The organism is Terrimonas ferruginea DSM 30193, from assembly GCF_000425585.1.
Classification (GTDB): domain Bacteria; phylum Bacteroidota; class Bacteroidia; order Chitinophagales; family Chitinophagaceae; genus Terrimonas; species Terrimonas ferruginea.
In genome coordinates, this window is the sequence record NZ_KE384402.1 from 4,204 (window position 1) to 24,590 (window position 20,387).

Below are 20,387 nucleotides of genomic sequence, written 5' to 3' on the forward strand. Positions count from 1 at the left end.
TTGTTGGCCAGTACGTTGCCAACGGGGTTGCGGGCAACGCCCTGGTAATTGAACAGCGCAGGTGCCTGCCCAAATACGCTGGTGTAAGCTGCGCACAACAAAGCGAGCAGCAGCAAATAACTTCTTTTCATTGTTTTCGTGATTAGTGTTAGGTTAATGGTTGGATCAGTTAGACATCTTCAAAACTTTCAGACCGCTGTGGCGGATCACTTCGATGTTGTCGCCCGGACGTACACGGTCGGGCTTCAGATCGGCGATCACGAAGTACAACCCATCGGGACGCGCACTCAGGTCAAACAGGTCGATGCGGCAGCAGCCGTTGTACTGGTAGCTTCGCTTTTCCAGTACACGACCGGTGGCATCCACCAGTTGCAGCGACATGCGCCCGGTCTCACGCACAAAAAAGCTCACTTCGAACTTCCCTGTGGTGGGGTTGGGGAACAAACGGTAATCACCTTTTTCGAACAACAATGTCATTGGAGAATTGCCGATCTTGTCGGTGCAGGGTTGTAAAACACCCTGCGTAACGATCACGGCGCTGTCGGCTGGTTTGATCGTGGAGATCGCCAGCATCTCTCCAAAACTCCATTCGAAACGGTGATAAGATGAAGGGTTGTCGTAACTACCTCCGGCAACGTTGAATGTAGCGGGAGTGACCGACTGGGCATAACAAAGGGACATGGCAAGAAATGTTGCCAGGAAGGAAAGTAGAGGTTTCCTCATCGAGACGGGTTTATTGGTTAAATGGTATGGTTAATTCCTGCCTGTGAACAGGCATGGCTACGAGGTAATGGCTGGAGCAAAAATACGGGGTCTTAAGGGTGCAGCAATACCCCATTTATGTGATTTTTCACTTATTTTTTAAAGAAAAAATACTACGAAGCGGTAAAAGTGCTAGTTGGAGAATTTGATGATTTGAAAATTTGAAAGCTGACATACTGAGATTATCAAATCCTCAAATTTCCAACTTGTCAAATCAGTCTAGCCGGGAAAAGTCATCTTATAATCCACGCGGATCTTTCCTTTGGAGATGTCGGTAAGTTTGCCTTTCATGAGTTTGCGTTTAAGCGGAGAGAGGTGATCGATGAATAATTTACCATCGATGTGATCATATTCATGAAGGATCACGCGGGCGGTGAGGCCGGTGAATGTTTTTTGATGAGGCTGGAATTGTTCGTCAAGGTAATCGAGAGTCACGGATTCTTCGCGGTTTACGTCTTCGCGGATTTTAGGAATGCTGAGACAGCCTTCGTTGTAAGACCATTTATCTCCGCTCAGTTCCACAATGTGTGCGTTGATGAATACCGCTTTGAGGCCCGCATCGCCGGGGTATTCTGCTTTTTCGTCTTCGTCCATGTTGTCGAACATCTGGGCGGTATCTACCACAAAGAGGCGTATATCGCGGTTGATCTGCGGTGCGGCGAGCCCTACCCCATTGCTGGCATACATGGTTTCCCACATGTCTTCGATCAGTTTATCGAGACCGGGATAATCGGCGCTGATGTCGCTGGCTACTTTTCTCAGAACGGGATGCCCGTATGCTACAATGGATAAAATCATGGATCGTTTGCTTCTTTGCGAAGCTGCAAAGGTAAAGATTCCGGGCTTACCGGCAAAGGTCAGTAATGATTGCGGAGATAATCCTGCAGCATGATGGTAGCCGCTATCTCATCTACCAATGCCTTATCGCGGCGCTGTTTTTTGCGCAAGCCCATTTCGAGCATGGCAGTTTTGGCCATTTTGGAAGTAAACCGTTCGTCTACCTTCTCAATGGGCATGGCCGGATATAGTTTTGTAAACGTTTCTATAAATTTATCTACCAGCGGTGTGGCATGCGTATGCGTATCGTCGAGGTTGAGCGGATAGCCGATGAGCACGCGTTCCACCTGTTCGCGCTGCAGGTAGTCTTTCAGGTAGTCGGTCAGTTTAGGAGTATCCACCGTTGCCAATCCCGTGGCAATGATCTTCAATGGGTCCGTAACGGCGATGCCGGTGCGCTTCATTCCGTAATCCAATGCCATTATGCGAGCCATCTTTGAGTAGTTAGTTTTAAGTAATAAGTTTTAAGTCTTAGGTTGGAGGCAGAAGAGCCGGTTGTCGGTTCTTGTATACACGAACCAAGGTCACTCATTCACTATTCCCTATTCACCATTCACGATTGACGATTGACGATTCACCATTCACCATTCACGATTTCTAAACCACAAATCCGCAATCACAAACACCGCAAACACCACCGAAGCGATGCCATTCGCCGTCATAAATGCCAGGTTAACACGACGCAGATCAGTGGGTTTGACGATGGAATGCTGGTAAACGAGCATGCCGGCAAACACCACAAACCCTGTCCAGTACAGCCATCCGAAATGACCATAATAGCCTGCCGCGATCACACAACCCGCACTGATACCGTGCAACAGTTCCGACACGCGCAAGGCACGTGCTTTACCCAACCACGACGGAATGGAATACAATCGCTGCGAACGGTCAAATTCTTCGTCCTGTAAGGCGTAAATAATATCAAAACCACTTACCCAACAGATCACGGCAAAAGAAAACAACAGGGGCAGCAAAGCAAATTGACCGGTCACCGCCAGGTAGGCCCCGATCGGTGCCAGCGACAATCCGATGCCGAGTATCAGGTGGCAAAGCGGCGTAAAACGTTTCGTATAACTATACCCCAGTATCACGGCAAGCGCAACAGGCGAGAGAAAAAAACATAACCGGTTAATAAAAAATGTACAGGCGATAAACAGCAGGCTGCTGATCAACGTAAACCATCCCACATGCGATGCCTTCAATGCGCCGGCGGGTATTTCACGTACCGCCGTACGCGGATTTTTGGCATCAAATTCCCGATCGAGGTAGCGGTTGAAAGCCATGGCCGCGCTGCGCGCGAACACCATACATAAAATCACCAATCCCAGGTATTTTGCCACCAGCCAGGGTGCGGCACCTGCCTCCAACTGGCCCAGCAATGAATCCGGCGTGTATAACAATCCCCCCGAAGCCGTAAACAGTTCCCTGCCTGTGAGACTGATGCCCAGGAAAAACCCGATCAGCGCAAAAGGCATGGCAAAAATGGTGTGGGAAAATTTAATCAGGCTGAGATAACGGCTCGTTGTGGACATGCGGCAAAGTTAGCGCTATTGATAATGCGATTTAGCGGAGGCGGTTGCGCACAAGCTCCCATAATACCACCCCGGCGGCCGTGGCAATATTGAGGGAATGTTTCATGCCCAATTGCGGAATTTCAATACATCCTTCACATTCGCCAATGGTCGCCTGCTCCACGCCCGTCACCTCGTTGCCGAATATCACGGCCAGCGGCGCTTCGGTCAGCGATCCGGTCTTGTGAAGCGCAATACTATTCTCCGCCTGCTCCACCGCAAATACACGGTACCCCGCCGCTTTCAGTTCTGCGATTGCCTCGGAGCTGCGTGCGAAATGTTTCCAGGTTACGGTTTCCTCCGCACCCAGCGCGGTTTTGCGTATTTCTTTATGAGGGGGACAACCGGTATACCCGATCAGGTAAATGGCTTCGATCAGAAACGCATCACAGGTTCTGAATACACTTCCCACATTATAGGCGCTCCGGATATTTTCGAGTACCACCACTACCGGAATTTTCGAAGCCTGCCTGAATTCTTCCGGCGACATCCGGCCCAATTCGTCCATTGACAATTTTCGCATCCCGCGAAAATACAGAATGTGCAAATGTGTAAATATGGAAATGTGAAAATGAAAAAAATAGCCTCAGCCATTTCCACATTTACACATTCCGAATGGCACATTTTCACATTAAAAAAGCCCCGCGTGCGGGGCTTTTTTGTCATTTCAAATTAACAATCTTCTTGTCCTTCGGATATTTCACCGTATAGGTAAACCGTACACGTCTACTTTCCCCGGGTTTCAGATCGATTTTCCAGGTGAGTACACCCGTCTCTTCGTTCACCGCCGCATTGCCATCGTCCTCGAGCTTCACTTCCACTTCCTTAATCGTACTCAGCGGATACTGATCTTTCAGCAAGAGGTTCACATCGGTGAGTTTATTGTTCTTCACAATGATCTCATAGGTAAAGGTCTGCTTCGTATCGCGGCCGCTTGTTTTCAGGCTGCTCAATTCTTTTACCAATGATCTTTTTACCGCTATACGTTTGTCTTTGCCCAATGACAGGTTCAAGGTATCCGCAGTTGTGTTGGGATCGATTACCGATTTGCCTACATAGGTTTCGTCCATGATGATATTGGCATCGCCAGGCAGCAGATCAAGATTCTGCCAGTTGGCGATCTCGGCCATCAGGTAAGCTTCTTTGTCTGCACGGGGCACTGCGTAGTTTTTTAACAAACAGGTGATCTCTTCGTCTTTGATCGACACGCTGTGCAACTGGCCATCGCTTTCAATATCATAGGGAAGATCGATTTCGAAATTCGTATTAAGCTGACCTTCATTAAGCGTTGTGTAAGACTGCAGCGTACTCGGATCGATGGTGTCTGCTGTTTTTTTAAACTCATAGTTACTCGATTGCCCTCTTACTACCACTTCCGATAATACTTTATCATCTCCATAAGATTGCACCACATTCCGGGTGGCATTGCCCACCGCCGCACGACGCTGCAGGTCTGTATAAATACCGGGTACATATATCTGCAGGAACCAGGGAGCCAGCACTGGTGCATTGGTGCCAAAACTCGGCGTGCCGGTGCTCAGTGTGAGTTTTGTTTTTTTCCAGAATATACCGGTCGTCTGGGTAAGCGCAGCCTTGTATACCAGTTTCACTTTGTTGGTCTTTGAATTTACCCGGATATCATATACCGGCGTCCATCCCGCATTATTGGTGTAATAGGAAAGTGCAACAGGTATTTCCCCGGATCGTTTGCTGATCACCTGCAAAATGATTTGTCCGTACGAGGGAGCACGTTTCGGGGCCAGTTGCTGCAATTCATTTAAACGAACCTGCAATTCACTCACACGGCGGTTGGAGGCAATAATCGTCTGCTCGTATTGGTAAATGCTGTTCTTCGCTTTTTCAATTTTTGCGTTGTAGTATTCGACCAGTTTGAGCACATCCTCGCTGGTCACGGGTTTGTTGCCACCCACACTTACCATGGTTTCGATCAGTTTGCCTGTTTTTTCGAGTATCTCCCGCTGAATGCTGATCTGGTTTTGGATACGGCTGTTGTCCTGTTGAATCGCTGTTATACTGTCTTCTATCTTCCGGTATTCCGGTGTTTTGACCAGCGGAGGCAATTCCGGTGTGTACACCGAATATTTATGTGATAACAGGGCCACGTCTTCCGGGCAACTGATCTGCAAACTGTTTATATCGATGCTGGTGGCCAGTTGCCCGATCACGATGGTGCGGGTATTAGCCGTTATCGTCACTTTCGACTGATGCGTCAGTTCCGCACCGTAGCCAAAATAAACCGTTGCACTTGAAACAGCGGCCTCTGCGCGCGCTGTATCCTGGGCGTTAGCGACAGTGCCGGCTACCCATCCCATCAAAAACAAAATTTTCCGCATATTAATCCATTTTATACCCAGATGCACCGGCGGCTCATCTTACATAAAGGCCATTCCTTATTTTTGCCGCCATGGCCAAAAGCAAGACAGAAGAAACTCCCATGATGCAGCAGCACCGGGCTATCAAACAGAAATACCCGGATGCCGTCCTGCTTTTTCGTGTGGGTGATTTTTATGAAACATTCGGACAGGACGCCGTTATAGCGTCCGGCGTACTGGGCATTACCCTTACCAAACGGAACAATGGCGCCGCTTCCTCGCTGGAACTGGCCGGTTTCCCGCATCATGCACTCGATACCTATTTACATAAATTGGTCAAGGCCGGCTACCGCGTAGCCATCTGCGACCAGCTGGAAGATCCCAAAACGGCCAAAGGAGTTGTTAAAAGAGGCGTAACCGACATGATCACGCCCGGCACGGCGGTGAACGACAAATTGCTTGAGCACAATAGCAACAACTTCCTAGCCGCCCTGCACATCGAACAGGACGACCGCTTCGGCCTCGCCTTCCTGGATATTTCCACCGGCGAATTCTTTCTCGCCGAAGGCGACCGGGAATATGCCGATAAACTATTGCAGAGCTTCAAACCCGCGGAGATCGTTTATCAACGCCAGCACCAGAAGAAATTCCGGGAGTTTTTTGGTGGAAAAATGTACACCTATACGCTCGACGAATGGATTTTTGATCATACCTACGCTACGGATACGCTGCTCAAACATTTCCAGACACATTCCCTCAAAGGTTTTGGGGTGGATGACCTGCGCAATGGCATCATTGCCGCCGGCGCCATCATTCATTACCTCCGCGATACCGAACATCCCAACCTGCAACACATCACTTCGCTCCAGCAACTCAGCCGCGAAGATTTTCTCTGGATGGACCGGTTCACCATCCGCAACCTGGAGCTGATCGGCAGCGGCCCCGACGCGGGACATACTTTATTGGGCGTACTCGACAACACCGTGTCGCCCATGGGTGCGCGACTGCTCCGTCGCTGGATCGTATTTCCGTTGAAAGACCTGCAAAAGATCAATCAACGCCTTGATCTGGTAGAATTTTTTATTAAGGAAACGGATCTCCGCAACGAGCTGCAGCACGCGATCCGCCAGTGCGGCGACATCGAACGGCTTGTTTCCAAAATCCCATTGCGCAAGATCAATCCGCGCGAGGTATTACAACTCGCCAGAGGGCTGCAACAGGTAAAAGAGATCAAAGAAAAATGCGAAGCCAGCGGCCAGGAGTACCTGCTCAGGATCGCCGCTTCACTCGATCCCTGCCCCGCCATCGCTGAAAAGATTGTTACAGAGATTATGGAAAATCCGCCGGCACTGGCCATCAAAGGCGGTTTTATTAATAACGGCGTTGATCCCGAACTTGACAAACTCCGCCAGATTTCGCAGAACGGCAAGGAATACCTCGCCCAATTGCAGCAGCAGGAAGCCGACCGCACCGGCATCCATTCGCTCAAAATCGGATTCAACAATGTATTTGGTTATTACCTCGAAGTAACCAATTCCCATAAATCCAAAGTGCCGGCCGAATGGATGCGCAAGCAAACGCTCGCCAACGCAGAGCGCTATATCACGCCCGAATTGAAGGAATACGAAGAAACGATCACCGGCGCCGAAGAAAAGATCCTTCAACTGGAATTACAGCGTTATGAACAACTCGTCAATGATTTGTTCGATTACCTCGCACCCATCCAGACCAATGGCCAACTGGCGGCCATCCTCGATTGCCTTTGCTGTTTCGCCTTCAATGCCATTCAATTCCAATATAAAAAACCTTTATTGCACGAGGGCGACGACTGGCAATTGAAAGATTGCCGCCACCCCGTAATCGAACGGCACCTGCCTCCCGGCGAAAGTTATATCAGCAACGACATCACACTCGACAAGACAGATCAGCAGATCATCATTCTCACCGGTCCCAACATGAGCGGTAAATCTGCTTTGCTGCGACAGGCCGCCCTGGTGACATTGATGGCACACATGGGATCATTTGTACCCGCTGCGGAAGCCCATATTTCTTTGACGGATAAAATATTTACCCGCGTAGGCGCCTCCGACAATCTCAGCGGCGGCGAATCGACCTTTATGGTGGAAATGAACGAAACGGCAAGCATCATCAACAACATGACCGCGCGCAGCCTCATCCTGCTCGATGAGATCGGCCGCGGCACCTCTACCTATGATGGCATTTCCATCGCCTGGAGCATTGCCGAACACCTGCACAATTCCCCGCATCAGCCCAAAACGCTTTTTGCCACGCACTACCACGAGCTCAATGAACTGGAAGAAAAGCTGGGACGCGTAAAGAATTACCATATCACCAATAAAGAATCCGGCAACAAAATCATTTTCCTGCGTAAACTGGCCCGCGGAGGCAGCACCCACAGTTTCGGTATCCATGTAGCTAAAATGGCCGGCATGCCGCCTTCACTGATCCAGCGGGCAAATGAAATACTGGTACAACTCGAAAGCCAGCACGTAAATGATGGTGAGGAAACAGCGGGCGGCTCGCTCGAAGGCAAGGTAAGACAACTGAATACGCCTAAAATGCAACTATCGATCTTCGACGCGCACAGCCAGACCTTTGAGGAAATCAGGGATTTGCTGCAGAATATCGATATCAACCGTTTAACGCCGGTGGAAGCCCTGCTAAAATTGCAGGAGATCAGGGAACGGATAAAATAGCGCTGAAAAATGAAAATCAGCCACCCGGATTAGGTCCAATGCAAAAAGTTCTTATTTTTACTTCAAACCAAGTTAACATGAAGCTTATTAAACTATCTGCTTTACCCCTTCTTTTCTGCTGCATACTGGCTTCTTCCTGCGAAAAAGAGTATAACGAGAATGGAACCGAATACGTTAAAAACGACCTGCCGGTGACCGGCGCCCAGGTGTCTCCCCAGGCTTCACCTTCAAGTGGTACCGGCAAACTGACGGCAAGCTATAGCAAGCGTACAAAACTGCTGACCTATTCACTTTCCTGGTCAGGATTGTCTGACAGTGTAATGGCCATCCGTATCAGCGGCCCTGCCCCTGTTGGTTATGGAGCATTCCGCGCGGGCTATGCACCTGCTGCGGCCACCGCCGACACCACCACTCCTTACAATGTATTGCAACAAGTTACCGGCACACTGCTGACTTCGGCCAATACCAGCCAGTTCGTTTCTACCAAAAAACTCCCGGCTACAGGTTCTTATACAGGCACCATCCTGATCGACGGTGTTAAATTCAAGGAAGTAGACCTGATGAACGGACTGTACTTCATCACCATTCACTCTAAAACAATTTTGCCCGGAACGGCTCCTGCCAACCTGTTCTACCGCTGGTACGGTGAAATCCGCGCACAGTTGAAAGTAAATTAATCCCGATATTTGCAACTTTATATAAGCGTCCAGCCTCCGGGTTGGACGTTTTTTTTATGCCTGGCTCACATCAAACCACACGGGCTTTTCATCGTTCCAGTCGCCATTGTAATTGGTAAATAACTCTTCTCCTTCTGCTATATCCCGCACCGTACGTATTGACATGGTATCATTGTCGTAATTCATTTCATACTCGCAATTGGCCTTGTAAGCATGATTATAAACTGCGAGCCAGCCAAGTGCCATGCAGCAGGCACCGTTATCGCCTTCCCATTCAAAAATATAATCGTGCAGGAGGGTCTGATCGAGCAATTCCCGTTCGCGTGCTCTCATTACGATCACCGGTGAGGATTCAATAAGCGTACCTGCGGAAATGGCTTCGCGCGTGTAAACGCCTCTGCCCCGGCCGGGCGATTCAGCGATATATAAAAAAGGTAAGACCATGGTAAACGGTTATCCGGCAAAAATAAAAAGTGGCGGTCACGAATTCTTCATCTGTACCCTTGCATGATCTTTGTAAATTTGACGCATGGCAGAAGATCAGACAATGCATAGCACCCTGCAGGAACAATTTGAAGCCGTTATACAAACGGAAGACAAATTGCAGATCAGGGATTTTCTGAATCACCAGAACATCAGTGATGTGGCGGACCTCGTGTACGAATTTCCCGACTACGAGAGCAGCATCATCGCCAATATGCTCACACACCGCGCGGCCAGCGTGTTCAAGATACTGGAATTTCCCACGCAGAAGCGGATTATCCAGAACCTCCCGCCCAACACCATCGCCTCCCTGCTCAACGAACTCCCCGCGGATGACCGCACCGACTTCCTGGAAGAACTGCCCAGCAATGCCGTGCGTGAACTGATCAAACTGCTCGACCCCCAGGAAAGAAAGATCACCCTGTCGCTGCTCGGCTACCCCGAAAACAGTATCGGCCGCCTGATGACGCCCGATTACGTATACGTATATTCCGATAATACCATCGAGGAAGTGTTTGCCACCATCCGCAAATACGGCAAAGACAGTGAAACCATCAACGTTATTTACGTTATCAATAAAAAAGGCGAACTGCTGGATGATATCCGCATCCAGGAATTCATCCTCAACAGCCCGGATAAAAAAGTATCCGAACTGATGGACGGCCGTTTTGTGGCCCTGCGCCCCGACGATGACCAGGAAACAGCCAGTGAAGTGTTTAAAATGAATAACCGCGTGGCATTGCCCGTGGTCAGCAGCAGCAACAAACTGCTGGGCATCGTTACCATCGACGACATGCTCTGGGTAGCCAGTGAAGAGTTCAGCGAGGACATGCAGAAAATGGGTGGTACGGCGGCGCTGGAACAACCCTACCTCGAGATGCCGATCTTCCAGTTGTTCCGCAAACGCGCCATCTGGCTCGTGATCCTTTTCCTGGGTGAAATGCTGACCGCAACCGCCATGGCCTATTTTGAAGAAGAGATCCAGAAAGCGGTAGTGCTCGCGCTTTTCGTGCCGCTGATCATTTCCAGCGGCGGCAACAGCGGCTCGCAGGCTTCCACGCTTATTATCCAGGCAATGGCCGTTGGGGAAATCACCATCAAAGAATGGTGGAGAGTGCTGCGCCGCGAGATCGTGTCAGGACTGCTGCTCGGAACCCTGCTGGGTATTATCGGCTTCGTCCGCATTTTCCTCTGGCATTCCTTCGCGCCCAATCTTTACGGCGAACATTGGCTGCCAATCGGGCTTACCGTCGGCATCACCTTGCTGGGCGTGGTTTTGTGGGGCACCCTGTCAGGCAGCATGCTGCCGATGGTCCTGAAGCGCCTCGGTGCCGACCCTGCTGTGAGCTCCGCACCTTTTGTCGCCACCCTGGTCGACGTCACCGGACTTGTTATTTATTTTTCCGTTGCGTACCTTTTACTGACCGGCAGCCTCCTCTGATCACCCGTTTATTTGCGCCCGGGCGCATTATTTACACCGGTTTTCCACGAGGCGGCCGCACAAATCCGCAACCGCGGGGAAATACTTATCTTTGCTCACTTTAAACGCATGATCTAAACACCCTTATATGTGTGGAATTGTTGGATATACAGGACCAAGAGAAGCTTACCCGATAATTGTAAAAGGACTCAAACGATTGGAGTACCGCGGTTATGACAGCGCCGGCGTGGCATTGCAAAACGGCGGACTACATGTCTATAAGAAAAAAGGCAAAGTAGCCGATCTCGAAGATTCCATCGCCGGGAAAAATGTGCACGCCCATGTCGGCATCGGACACACACGCTGGGCCACGCATGGCGAGCCCAACGACCGCAATGCCCATCCGCATCAGTCGGCCAGCGGGCGACTGGCCATGATCCACAACGGTATCATTGAAAACTACGCACAACTCAAAAGCGAACTGGTAAAAAAAGGCTACGAGTTTAAAAGCGATACCGATACCGAGGTACTGCTCAACTTCATCGAAGAAATCCTCGTAAAGAATGATTGCTCACTGGAAGAAGCCATCCGTATCGCCCTCAAACGTGTGGTGGGTGCTTACGTAATCCTCCTGCTCGATGCAGAAAACCCCGATACTATCATCGCGGCACGCAAAGGAAGCCCGCTCGTGATCGGCGTGGGCAAAGGCGAACACTTTCTCGGCTCAGATGCTTCACCCATGCTCGAATACACCAAAGAAGTGGTGTATGTAAACGATTACGAGCTGGCCATTATCAAGCCCGATGAACTGATCCTGAAAAACCTGGGCAACGAGAAACTCACTCCCTACGTACAGAAACTTGATCTGGAACTGGCCTCCATTGAAAAAGGCGGCTACGAACATTTCATGCTCAAAGAAATATTTGAACAACCGCAGACCATCAATGACTGCCTTCGCGGAAGACTCGACGCCGTAGCCGGCACCATCACCATGAGCGGCATTCAGCAATATGCCGAACAAATCATGCAAACCAACCGCATCATCATGGTAGCCTGTGGCACCAGCTGGCATGCAGGACTGGTAGCAGAATATATTTTCGAAGAGCTTTGCCGCATCAACGTGGAAGTGGAATACGCATCGGAATTCCGTTACCGCAATCCGGTGATCAATCCGGGAGACGTGATCATTGCTATTTCACAAAGTGGTGAAACGGCAGACACCCTGGTGGCGATCGAGACCGCGAAGGAAAAAGGCGCCATTATACTTGGCGTGGTAAACGTGGTAGGCTCCTCCATTGCCCGCACATCGCATGGCGGTGCTTACACACACGCAGGACCCGAGATCGGCGTGGCAAGCACCAAAGCCTTTACCGCACAACTAAGCGTGCTCACCATGATTGCGCTGAAGGTTGGCTATATGAAAGGCACCATTCCCCAACAACGCTATCTGCGGCTGCTGAACGAACTCAACGAGCTGCCGGAGAAGGCAGCCTGGGTACTGCAACAACATGAAAAAATAAAAGCGATTGCAGAAAAATACAAAGATGCCCGTGACTTCCTGTATCTCGGCAGAGGTTACAATTTTGCCGTGGCACTCGAGGGCGCACTCAAGCTGAAAGAGATCTCTTACATCCATGCCGAAGGATATCCTGCTGCAGAAATGAAGCACGGCCCTATCGCACTGGTGGACGAAAATCTGCCTGTCGTATTCATTGCCACCAAAGACCCCTATCACGAAAAAGTGGTGAGCAATATGCAGGAGATCCGCGCGCGCAAAGGGCAGGTCATCTCCGTGATCACGGAAGGCGACGAACACTCCGCGTCGTTGTCGCTGGACGTGATGATCATTCCCGAAGCTGATGAGATCGTGGCACCGATTCTCAGTGTTATTCCGCTGCAATTGCTGGCTTATTATATCGGAGTTTCCAAAGGACTGGATGTAGACAAACCCCGCAACCTTGCCAAGTCTGTAACGGTAGAATAACACCGCAGCCAAACGCTGTCCTCATCTTATCTATGAACACAATTATCAGAAAACCGCTCGCTGAGCTCGGCTACAACTTTATTCCTGCGGAATATATTCCAAAGGGAAAAGATGAATATTACCTGCGCTTCAAACAGAATCCGCGAAAAGATTATAAGGCGCTTACGGAAAAACAAATCAATCAACTGACAGCAGCCGGCAACAGTTCCGATAACTGGGAGCATGTGCTGATCACACCCGGTACCGACGTATCACTCATCCGCAACTGTAAATTCTTCGGCCTGGTGCGCATTGGTAAACTGGAACCTTATTCTGTAGAATACCACAGCCTGAAACTACCGGTCGGCTTATACAACAGCACCATCATCAGCAGCGATATCGGTGATTATGCGGCTATCGATAATGTCAACTTTCTCAGTCACTATATCGTTGGCAATGATGTAATACTCGTTAACATCAACGAACTCGCCTGCACCTCGCACAGTAAATACGGCAACGGCATTCTCAAAAAAGGGGAAAAAGAAAACATCCGTATATGGCTCGAGCTCTGCAATGAAAATGCAGGCCGCAGCGTATTACCCTTTGATGGAATGGAAGCCGGAGATGCCTGGCTTTGGACGCGTCACCGCGATGACGAAACATTGATGCAACGATTCAAGGAACTGACCGAAAAACGCTTCGACGATGTACGCGGACGATATGCCACCATCGGCGACCGCACGGTTATAAAAAATACCCGCATCATCAAAGACGTACTCATCGGCAGCGATGCCTATATCAAAGGCGCCAACAAACTAAAAAACCTCACGATCAACTCCTCTGCGGAAGCGCGCTCACAGATCGGAGAAGGCTGCGAACTGGTCAACGGCATTATCGGTTATGGATGCCGGGCGTTCTACGGTGTAAAAGCAGTGCGCTTTATCATGGGTTCCTTTTCCCAACTCAAATACGGCGCGCGGCTGATCAACTCGTTCCTCGGTGACAACTCAACGATCTCCTGCTGTGAGGTGCTGAACTCACTGATCTTCCCGGCGCATGAGCAACACCACAACAACTCTTTTCTCTGTGCCGCTTTATTGGGCGGACAAAGCAATATGGCGGCCGGTGCCACGATCGGTTCCAATCATAACTCAAGAGGTGCAGACGGCGAGATTGTTGCCGGCCGTGGCTTCTGGCCCGGTCTCTGCGTGAGTCTCAAACACAATTCACGTTTCGCTTGTTTTACCCTGATCGCCAAAGGCGATTTCCCTGCAGAGCTTTCCATCCCCATTCCTTTCTCGCTTATCAGCAACGATGTAAGCCGCGACCGGCTCACGATCATGCCCGCGTACTGGTTTATGTACAACATGTATGCGCTGGCGCGGAATGAAGGAAAATATCTCTCCCGCGACAACCGCATTCAGAAAACGCAGCACCTGGAATATGATTTCCTGGCGCCTGACAGCGTTAATGAACTGTTTGATGCCCTGGCTATTTTTTGCGAAGCAACCGGCAAAGCATTTTTCCGGCAAAAGGAGAAGAAAGCAACAGCGGAACAATGCCGTCGAAAGGGCAAAGAACTATTGGAAGAAGCGCCTGAAAAAGTAGCAGGCCTCGAAATAATGGCAGACGGTTTTGAAAATACAAAACGTCCGGTTGTATTACTGAAAGTGGCGGAAGCCTACCGCATTTTCAAAGAGCTCATCATTTATCATGGTGTGTCGCAGCTGATGGGATATATCCGCGAAGAAAAACCGGAAGACTTCAACACTGTGCGTGATTACTTCTTTGCTGCACCTGACCGCGAACCCTGGCTCAATGTAGGTGGACAACTGATCGCGCGTTCTGCGGTGCAGCAATTGATCGAAAAGATCAAAACCGGAGAAGTGGATCAGTGGAGCGAGATCCATGAGTTTTACCGCCTCGAAGGCGACCAATATATTCATAACAAACGCGGCCATGCATTTGCCGCTCTGCGTGAGTGGCTGGCACTTTCTTCTTCAGCCTTTACACCAGCAGTGTTTGCGGGCCTGCTTTCACAGGCTTTGCAGACGCGCGAATGGATGACGGAGAACATTTACACTTCCCGCGCGAAAGACTACGCCAATCCATTCCGTAAAATGGTGTATGAGACCGAAAAGGAAATGGAGAAAGTGATCGGTGCGCTGAAGGACAACAGTTTTATTCTTCAGCAACAAGAGGAACAGGAAAAATTCCGCAAAGAGATTGCGCAATTGCAGCAACTGTATGCCCCGTCCAAAACAAAAGGGCATAAAAAAACCCTCCGTAAGGAGGGGTCAGTAAGCAATTAGCATGTGGCGTATAGATAGAAAAATCGTTTATTTCGGTATTGTGCCTGCTAATATAGTCAAAAAATCAAAAAAGAGTGAGGAGTTTTAAGTATTAAGTTTTAAGTTACAAGTATTGAGTAAATTCTCCCTGGTTCGTATACACCACGACTGCTCGCAAGATTTTAAACCCTTTCAATCCGGCATCACCCCTCCGTTGGCCTCCAGACCAACGGACCTGCTCATCCCTGAGTCCGGTACGAAGTTGACCTTAACCTGTCAAAGAAACCTAGCGCTTGCTTGTTGGTCGGGAGAACAACAAGGGCGCTAAAATCTCCCTGGTTCATGTACATACCACAACTGTTCGGAGGATTTTAAAACCTTTCAATCCGGCATCACCCCTCCGTTGGCCTCCAGACCAACGGACCTGCTCATCCCTGAGTCCGGTACGAAGTTGACCTTAACCTGTCAAAGAAACCTCGCGCTTGCTTGTTGGTCGGGAGAACAACAAGGGCGCTAACTAAAGAGAGTAAACTCTCCCTTGGTTCGTGTGTAAACGAACCAGGGAAATCCATTCACGATTCACCATTGACGACTGACGATTCACCATTGACGACTGACGATTCACCAACGACGATTCACAAAAAATCCCCCACATTACTGTGAGGGATTCGTAAAAAACATAGCAAAAAATTATTTAGCCTTTGCGCTGTCAACTTTCATTTTCAGAGAGTCGAGTTTTTGGTTAGCGCTGTCAACCTTGTTGTTCAGGGTGTCAGCAGCCATTTTCTGAGCAGCAGCAATGCTGTCAGCTTGTACGCGAGCTACAGAATCAGCGATGCGTACAGAATCTTCAGCGCTTACTTTGTTTTCAGCTTCGTTGTTGCAAGCTGCGAAAGCAACTGCGATGAACGCGATAGCGAATACTTTTTTCATTTGTGGTTTTAATTTTTGAGGAGGCAAAAATACTCGCCGTTTTGATTTCTGCAAATATCTCTTTTCCCCATACCCTATTTTTTACGGAAAAATAATCTTACCGGCACCCCCGTAAAGTCAAATTGCTGGCGCAGTTGGTTCTCCAGGTAGTTCTTATAAGGCTGTTTGATATCGTCCGGGAAGTTGCAGAAAAAGGCGAATGAAGGCACCGCGGTAGGCAGTTGCGTTACGAACTTTATCTTGATGGCATGCCCTCGTACAACCGGCGCATGATAATTTTGTACAGCCTTGAGCATCACATCATTAAGCTTGGAAGTCGGCAGCCTGCGGCGACGTTTCTCCACCACATCCAGCGCTACTTCCACCGCTTTGAATATGCGCGTTTTTTCTTTGGCGGAAATGAACAGAATAGGCACATCTGTGAACGGTGCCAGCTTCTCTTTTAACACACGTTCGTAATCACGGGCGGTGTTGGTTTCTTTGTTGGCAACCAGGTCCCATTTATTTACCAACACTACCACGCCTTTGCCTTTCCGGGCGGCCAGGCTGAAGATATTCAGGTCCTGGGCGGTAATCCCTTTTTCTGCATCGAGCAGCAACAGGCACACGTCGGCTTCATCCAGCGCTTTGATGGCGCGGATAACGGAATAGAATTCCAGGTCTTCGTGTACTTTGTTTTTGCGGCGGATACCGGCCGTATCGATCAGGATAAATTCTTTTTGAAAAAGTTTATAGTGCGTGTGAATGGTATCACGGGTAGTACCGGCGATATCACTTACGATGGTGCGTTCCTCTCCGATCAATGCGTTCAGCAAAGAGGATTTGCCTACATTGGGTTGACCGATTATTGCAAAGCGCGGAATCTCCGGCTCTTTTACTTCTTCTTTTGCTTCGACGGGATTGCCTTCTTCATCAAATTCAACAGGCACTTCTTCTTCCGGTATTACAGGCACATCGGGCATCAGTTCGGTCAGCGCATCGAGGATCTCGCCACTACCGCTGCCGCTGGCGGCCGCTACAAAGAATACATGTTCGAAACCGAGCGAATAAAACTCAGATGCTTCGAGCAAACGATCAGTGTTATCCACCTTATTAACCGTCAGAAAGATCGGTTTGGTGCTGCGGCGCAATACATGGGCCATAGCCTCGTCGAGGTCGGTAAGACCGGTGTGTGCATCCACCATAAAAATAATGGCACTCGCTTCGTCAACGGCTACCAATACCTGCTTCGCAATTTCTTTTTCAAAGATGTCTTCGCTTCCGGACACAAAACCGCCGGTATCGATAACGTTGAATTGTTTGCCATTCCAATCGGCCACGCCGTATTGGCGATCGCGGGTAACTCCGCTTACATCGTCCACAATGGCCTTCCGTTGTTCAATCAAACGATTGAAGAAAGTGCTCTTGCCCACATTGGGTCGTCCGACGATCGCTACTGTAAAACTCATAATACCTGTTTAATTTAAAAACGGAATGCCTGTCTAGTAACCATATTCTTTCAGTTGCAGGTCATTCTCCCGCCACTTCGGTTTTACTTTTACAAACAATTCCAGAAATACCTTTTGCTGGATAAACGCCTCGATATCTTTCCGCGCTTCCGTGCCCAGCTTTTTGATCATGCTTCCTTTATCACCGATGATGATCGCTTTCTGCGTCTCACGGTGTACAATAATATCTGCTACAATTTTTACCAGTGTCTGCTTTTCTTTGAACTCGCGGATGAGCACGGCCGTATGATAGGGCAGCTCATCGGAGAAAAGCTCGTACACTTTTTCCCGGATCATTTCACTTACAAAAAAACGGGTCGGCAGGTCGCTGATATCGTCTTCGGTATAAAACGGGTCTCCTTCCGGCAGCAATTCGAGAATCGGCGCCAGGAATGCGTTCGCATCAAAACCTTTCGCCGCACTGATAGCTACTACCGACCGGCAATAGGATTGCTGCGTGTAGAATTCCGTTATCTCTTTCACGCGGGCTACGTTCGTTTTGTCGGTTTTGTTCAACACCACGATAGCCGGTACCCGCAGGCGCAAAGCTGAAAAGATGGCGTGCGACAAGGCGGGGTCTTCGTTCACATCAGCGATCAGCAGGGCCACATCGGCATCTTCCAATGCGCCCTTCACCGCCTGCATCATCTTCTCGTGCAGTTTATATTTGGGTTCGATGATCCCGGGGGTATCGGAAAAAATGATCTGGTAATCGTCCTCCGTCATGATCGCTTTGATGCGGTGACGGGTGGTCTGCACTTTGGGCGACACGATCGCCAGCTTCTCGCCTATCAGTGCGTTGAGCAACGTGCTTTTTCCCGCGTTGGGACGGCCGAATATGTTGACAAATCCTGCTTTCATGAAATGAACTGGTTTACAGTTCCTTATAATAAAATACCGGCATCCCTTCCGGAACGCCGGTGTGCAAAATTACTCTTTATGGGCCGAAGAAAAAAGTCGGCCTTTATTGTACGAGATTGGCGGAAAGCAGCTTACCGGTTGAATCGATCTTTGCCTCGCAAAGTGCCTGTACACGGCCTCCGAAACCATTTTTAGCCGAGAATTGCGTTTTGACTACGATCTCCGCTCCCTGATCCCAGAAACGCGTTTCGATATGTTTGTAGCTGTCCGGATCATTGATATTTTGCTTGATCCAGGCATTCACAGCAGGGCAACTGCCATCCCAGGCTGAAAACAACTTCTCCACCCGCTCCTGGCGGGTCAGTGGCTTGGGTTCCTCACCAGAGCAGGTATTACATCCCACCCAGATAACGATAACGATAATGGCCAGTCCGATCAGACCACTGACGGTATTGTTTCCTTTGGAGATAACAAGGCCGGGATTGGCTGCTACAAAGGAATCAACATACTCTTTGGCTTCTTTGAGCGATACTTTGTTGGTGGTCTTGACGTACTTGATAGCTTCGATCCTGCCTTTGGTTTCGAGGATCGTTTTGAGCTGATTGTCGAATGGTTGCATAGGAAATTTTGTGATGGTTAAAGAATTCCCTTCCGGGATCATCGGCCAAAATACCTGTTCGACCTGGATTTTAAAAGCAAACCGGAAAAATCCCCTTTGTGGGCATCAACACGCATTTTGTACCGGGTTTGTTCCGGGTTATGCAGCTTGCAAAGAAACGAAAGAGGATAACTAATTAAAAACAAAGAGGTTGCAAAAATGCAACCTCTTATCTGTTGCGAGGGGGAGGATCGAACTCCCGACCTTCGGGTTATGAGCCCGACGAGCTACCGCTGCTCTACCTCGCGATTTGGATGGCAAATGTAGGGTCTTTTATGTTCTCCGCCAAAAGATTATAAAAAAAAACCGGGAAGTTCTTCAACTTCCCGGTTTGCTATCGAGGATAGTGCACCCTTGTTTAACCATCTTTTCTGCGCACGCTGCTGGCACCACTGGAGCGGATTTCACGCACTTCCGCATTACCACGGTAACGGATATCGCTTGCCCCGCTTGCTTCTGCCGTAAATTCTTTATTCACGGTAATTTTTACATCGCTTGCCCCGCTCGCATTTACATTGCAGAAATCACTGCTCAATTCATATCCTTTGAAATTGCTGGCACCGCTTGCTTCTACAGCGAGTGTACCTGCCGCTCCCGTAAGATTCATGTCGGAAGCGCCGGACAGGTTTACTTTTACTTTTCCAAGGTCCACTTTACCTTTCAGGTTGGCGGCACCACTGAGGTCTATTTTCACATTATCCTGCTTCCAGGTGCCCAGTACATATACGTCGCAGGCACCGCTGATCGTAAGCCGGTCGAGATTCTTAAATGAAATATAGGCTTTGAGTTTTTGATTTACCCATTTCCCTTTGTGGGTATAACGGATCACCAGTACGCCCCCTTTTACTTCCACCTGGATATTTTCTTTATAGCGCTGATCGGTTGTACTTACCGCCACACCTTCTTCATTGCCTTGCGTCAGGTATACATCGAAAGCGTTGGATACTTCAATGGCATGAAAACCTTTTGCCGCTCTTATTTCAGCATTCGGGTCGTTGATCGTTTGTTGGGCCAGTGCAGGGCTGGAAATCAGCACCATAGCCAGCAGCAGTGATAAAATATGCTTCATTTTCTGTGCTTGTTTTTATGTGTAACGGACCGGGGGAGGAAAAGTTACAGCGCAAGCGAAGTAATTTAATCCTGGTACACCCGGCTAAATGTGAAAATGTGCCCCGCCGTAGGCGGGGGCCATGTGTAGATGTGACTGGAACCAATTTTCACATTTACACATTTACATATTTGCACATTTCCCTACCTTCGCAGCCACAGATCCCGGGGTGTCCCCCGATGAATCATCGGAGGGGCTGAGATAATACCCGTAAGACCTGATCAGGGTAATGCCTGCGCAGGGAGGAGGTTTGACTACTGTCCCTTTCTTCTACTACAGCATTTCC

General features: G+C 49.4%; 17 protein-coding genes, 1 tRNA gene and 1 riboswitch. Of the genes, 5 read left to right on the top strand and 13 right to left on the bottom strand.

The window, feature by feature from the left end; translation table 11 throughout:
- Positions 1 to 165 precede the first annotated feature (165 nt).
- The 6 genes from H608_RS0119125 to H608_RS0119155 all read right to left on the bottom strand — a co-directional run bounded on the left by H608_RS0119125 (position 166) and on the right by H608_RS0119155 (position 5,524).
- The gene (locus H608_RS0119125) at positions 166 to 723 is read right to left on the bottom strand and encodes a T9SS type A sorting domain-containing protein (protein ID WP_155990262.1); all 558 of its coding nucleotides are present in this window, start codon (positions 721 to 723) and stop codon (positions 166 to 168) included.
- 258 nt (positions 724 to 981) lie between these two features.
- Positions 982 to 1,560, bottom strand: coding sequence for a peptide deformylase (gene def / locus H608_RS0119130; RefSeq protein ID WP_028789093.1), 579 nt, complete (start codon positions 1,558 to 1,560; stop codon positions 982 to 984).
- A gap of 59 nt (positions 1,561 to 1,619) precedes the next feature.
- Complete coding sequence (gene ruvX, locus H608_RS0119135) at positions 1,620 to 2,033, bottom strand: Holliday junction resolvase RuvX (RefSeq protein ID WP_028789094.1); 414 nt, start codon at positions 2,031 to 2,033, stop codon at positions 1,620 to 1,622.
- A gap of 147 nt (positions 2,034 to 2,180) precedes the next feature.
- Positions 2,181 to 3,131: a UbiA-like polyprenyltransferase gene (locus tag H608_RS0119140; RefSeq protein WP_028789095.1), complete on the bottom strand. Its 951-nt coding sequence runs from the start codon at positions 3,129 to 3,131 to the stop codon at positions 2,181 to 2,183.
- A gap of 31 nt (positions 3,132 to 3,162) precedes the next feature.
- A complete protein-coding gene (locus tag H608_RS0119145; protein ID WP_028789096.1) occupies positions 3,163 to 3,693 on the bottom strand; it encodes an RNA methyltransferase in 531 nt (176 codons plus the stop codon).
- 139 nt (positions 3,694 to 3,832) lie between these two features.
- Positions 3,833 to 5,524 (bottom strand): DUF4139 domain-containing protein, encoded by a 1,692-nt coding sequence (locus H608_RS0119155; RefSeq protein ID WP_155990263.1) that lies wholly within the window; start codon positions 5,522 to 5,524, stop codon positions 3,833 to 3,835.
- Between the two features lie 71 nt (positions 5,525 to 5,595).
- On the opposite strand from H608_RS0119155, the gene mutS reads away from it, so the two are divergent.
- Together mutS and H608_RS0119165 are read left to right on the top strand one after the other, a co-directional pair.
- Positions 5,596 to 8,220 carry a DNA mismatch repair protein MutS gene (gene mutS / locus H608_RS0119160; protein WP_028789098.1) on the top strand — a complete coding sequence of 875 codons (2,625 nt, stop codon included), beginning with the start codon at positions 5,596 to 5,598 and terminating at the stop codon, positions 8,218 to 8,220.
- Positions 8,221 to 8,297: 77 nt separating this feature from the next.
- A complete protein-coding gene (locus H608_RS0119165; protein WP_028789099.1) occupies positions 8,298 to 8,897 on the top strand; it encodes a CHRD domain-containing protein in 600 nt (199 codons plus the stop codon).
- Positions 8,898 to 8,951: 54 nt separating this feature from the next.
- Here the strand turns inward: H608_RS0119165 and H608_RS0119170 are convergent, their stop codons facing one another.
- Positions 8,952 to 9,341, bottom strand: a complete 390-nt coding sequence (locus H608_RS0119170) for an SET domain-containing protein (protein ID WP_028789100.1) — start codon at positions 9,339 to 9,341, stop codon at positions 8,952 to 8,954.
- 85 nt (positions 9,342 to 9,426) lie between these two features.
- Between H608_RS0119170 and mgtE the strand changes: the two genes are divergently transcribed.
- The 3 genes from mgtE (at position 9,427) to H608_RS23065 (ending at position 15,075) form a co-directional block, all read left to right on the top strand.
- Positions 9,427 to 10,821 (top strand): magnesium transporter, encoded by a 1,395-nt coding sequence (gene mgtE, locus H608_RS0119175; protein WP_028789101.1) that lies wholly within the window; start codon positions 9,427 to 9,429, stop codon positions 10,819 to 10,821.
- A gap of 127 nt (positions 10,822 to 10,948) precedes the next feature.
- Positions 10,949 to 12,784, top strand: coding sequence for a glutamine--fructose-6-phosphate transaminase (isomerizing) (gene glmS / locus H608_RS0119180; protein WP_028789102.1), 1,836 nt, complete (start codon positions 10,949 to 10,951; stop codon positions 12,782 to 12,784).
- 32 nt (positions 12,785 to 12,816) lie between these two features.
- A complete protein-coding gene (locus tag H608_RS23065) occupies positions 12,817 to 15,075 on the top strand; it encodes a DUF4954 family protein (protein WP_051268506.1) in 2,259 nt (752 codons plus the stop codon).
- A gap of 669 nt (positions 15,076 to 15,744) precedes the next feature.
- Here the strand turns inward: H608_RS23065 and H608_RS23070 are convergent.
- The 6 genes from H608_RS23070 to H608_RS0119215 form a co-directional block, all read right to left on the bottom strand.
- Positions 15,745 to 15,987: a hypothetical protein gene (locus tag H608_RS23070; RefSeq protein ID WP_038009202.1), complete on the bottom strand. Its 243-nt coding sequence runs from the start codon at positions 15,985 to 15,987 to the stop codon at positions 15,745 to 15,747.
- A gap of 74 nt (positions 15,988 to 16,061) precedes the next feature.
- On the bottom strand, positions 16,062 to 17,435 hold the full coding sequence (gene der / locus H608_RS0119195) for a ribosome biogenesis GTPase Der (protein ID WP_028789103.1): 1,374 nt from the start codon (positions 17,433 to 17,435) through the stop codon (positions 16,062 to 16,064).
- Between the two features lie 33 nt (positions 17,436 to 17,468).
- Positions 17,469 to 18,335 carry a GTPase Era gene (era, locus tag H608_RS0119200; RefSeq protein ID WP_028789104.1) on the bottom strand — a complete coding sequence of 289 codons (867 nt, stop codon included), beginning with the start codon at positions 18,333 to 18,335 and terminating at the stop codon, positions 17,469 to 17,471.
- A 103-nt stretch (positions 18,336 to 18,438) separates the two neighbouring features.
- Positions 18,439 to 18,954, bottom strand: a complete 516-nt coding sequence (locus H608_RS23905) for a hypothetical protein (protein WP_155990265.1) — start codon at positions 18,952 to 18,954, stop codon at positions 18,439 to 18,441.
- 215 nt (positions 18,955 to 19,169) lie between these two features.
- A tRNA-Met gene (locus H608_RS0119210) sits at positions 19,170 to 19,241 on the bottom strand.
- 110 nt (positions 19,242 to 19,351) lie between these two features.
- Entirely contained in the window at positions 19,352 to 20,062 is a 711-nt protein-coding gene (locus tag H608_RS0119215) for a head GIN domain-containing protein (RefSeq protein WP_028789106.1), read from the bottom strand.
- 194 nt (positions 20,063 to 20,256) lie between these two features.
- A riboswitch (TPP riboswitch) is annotated at positions 20,257 to 20,362 on the top strand.
- The last annotated feature ends 25 nt before the right edge of the window (positions 20,363 to 20,387 follow it).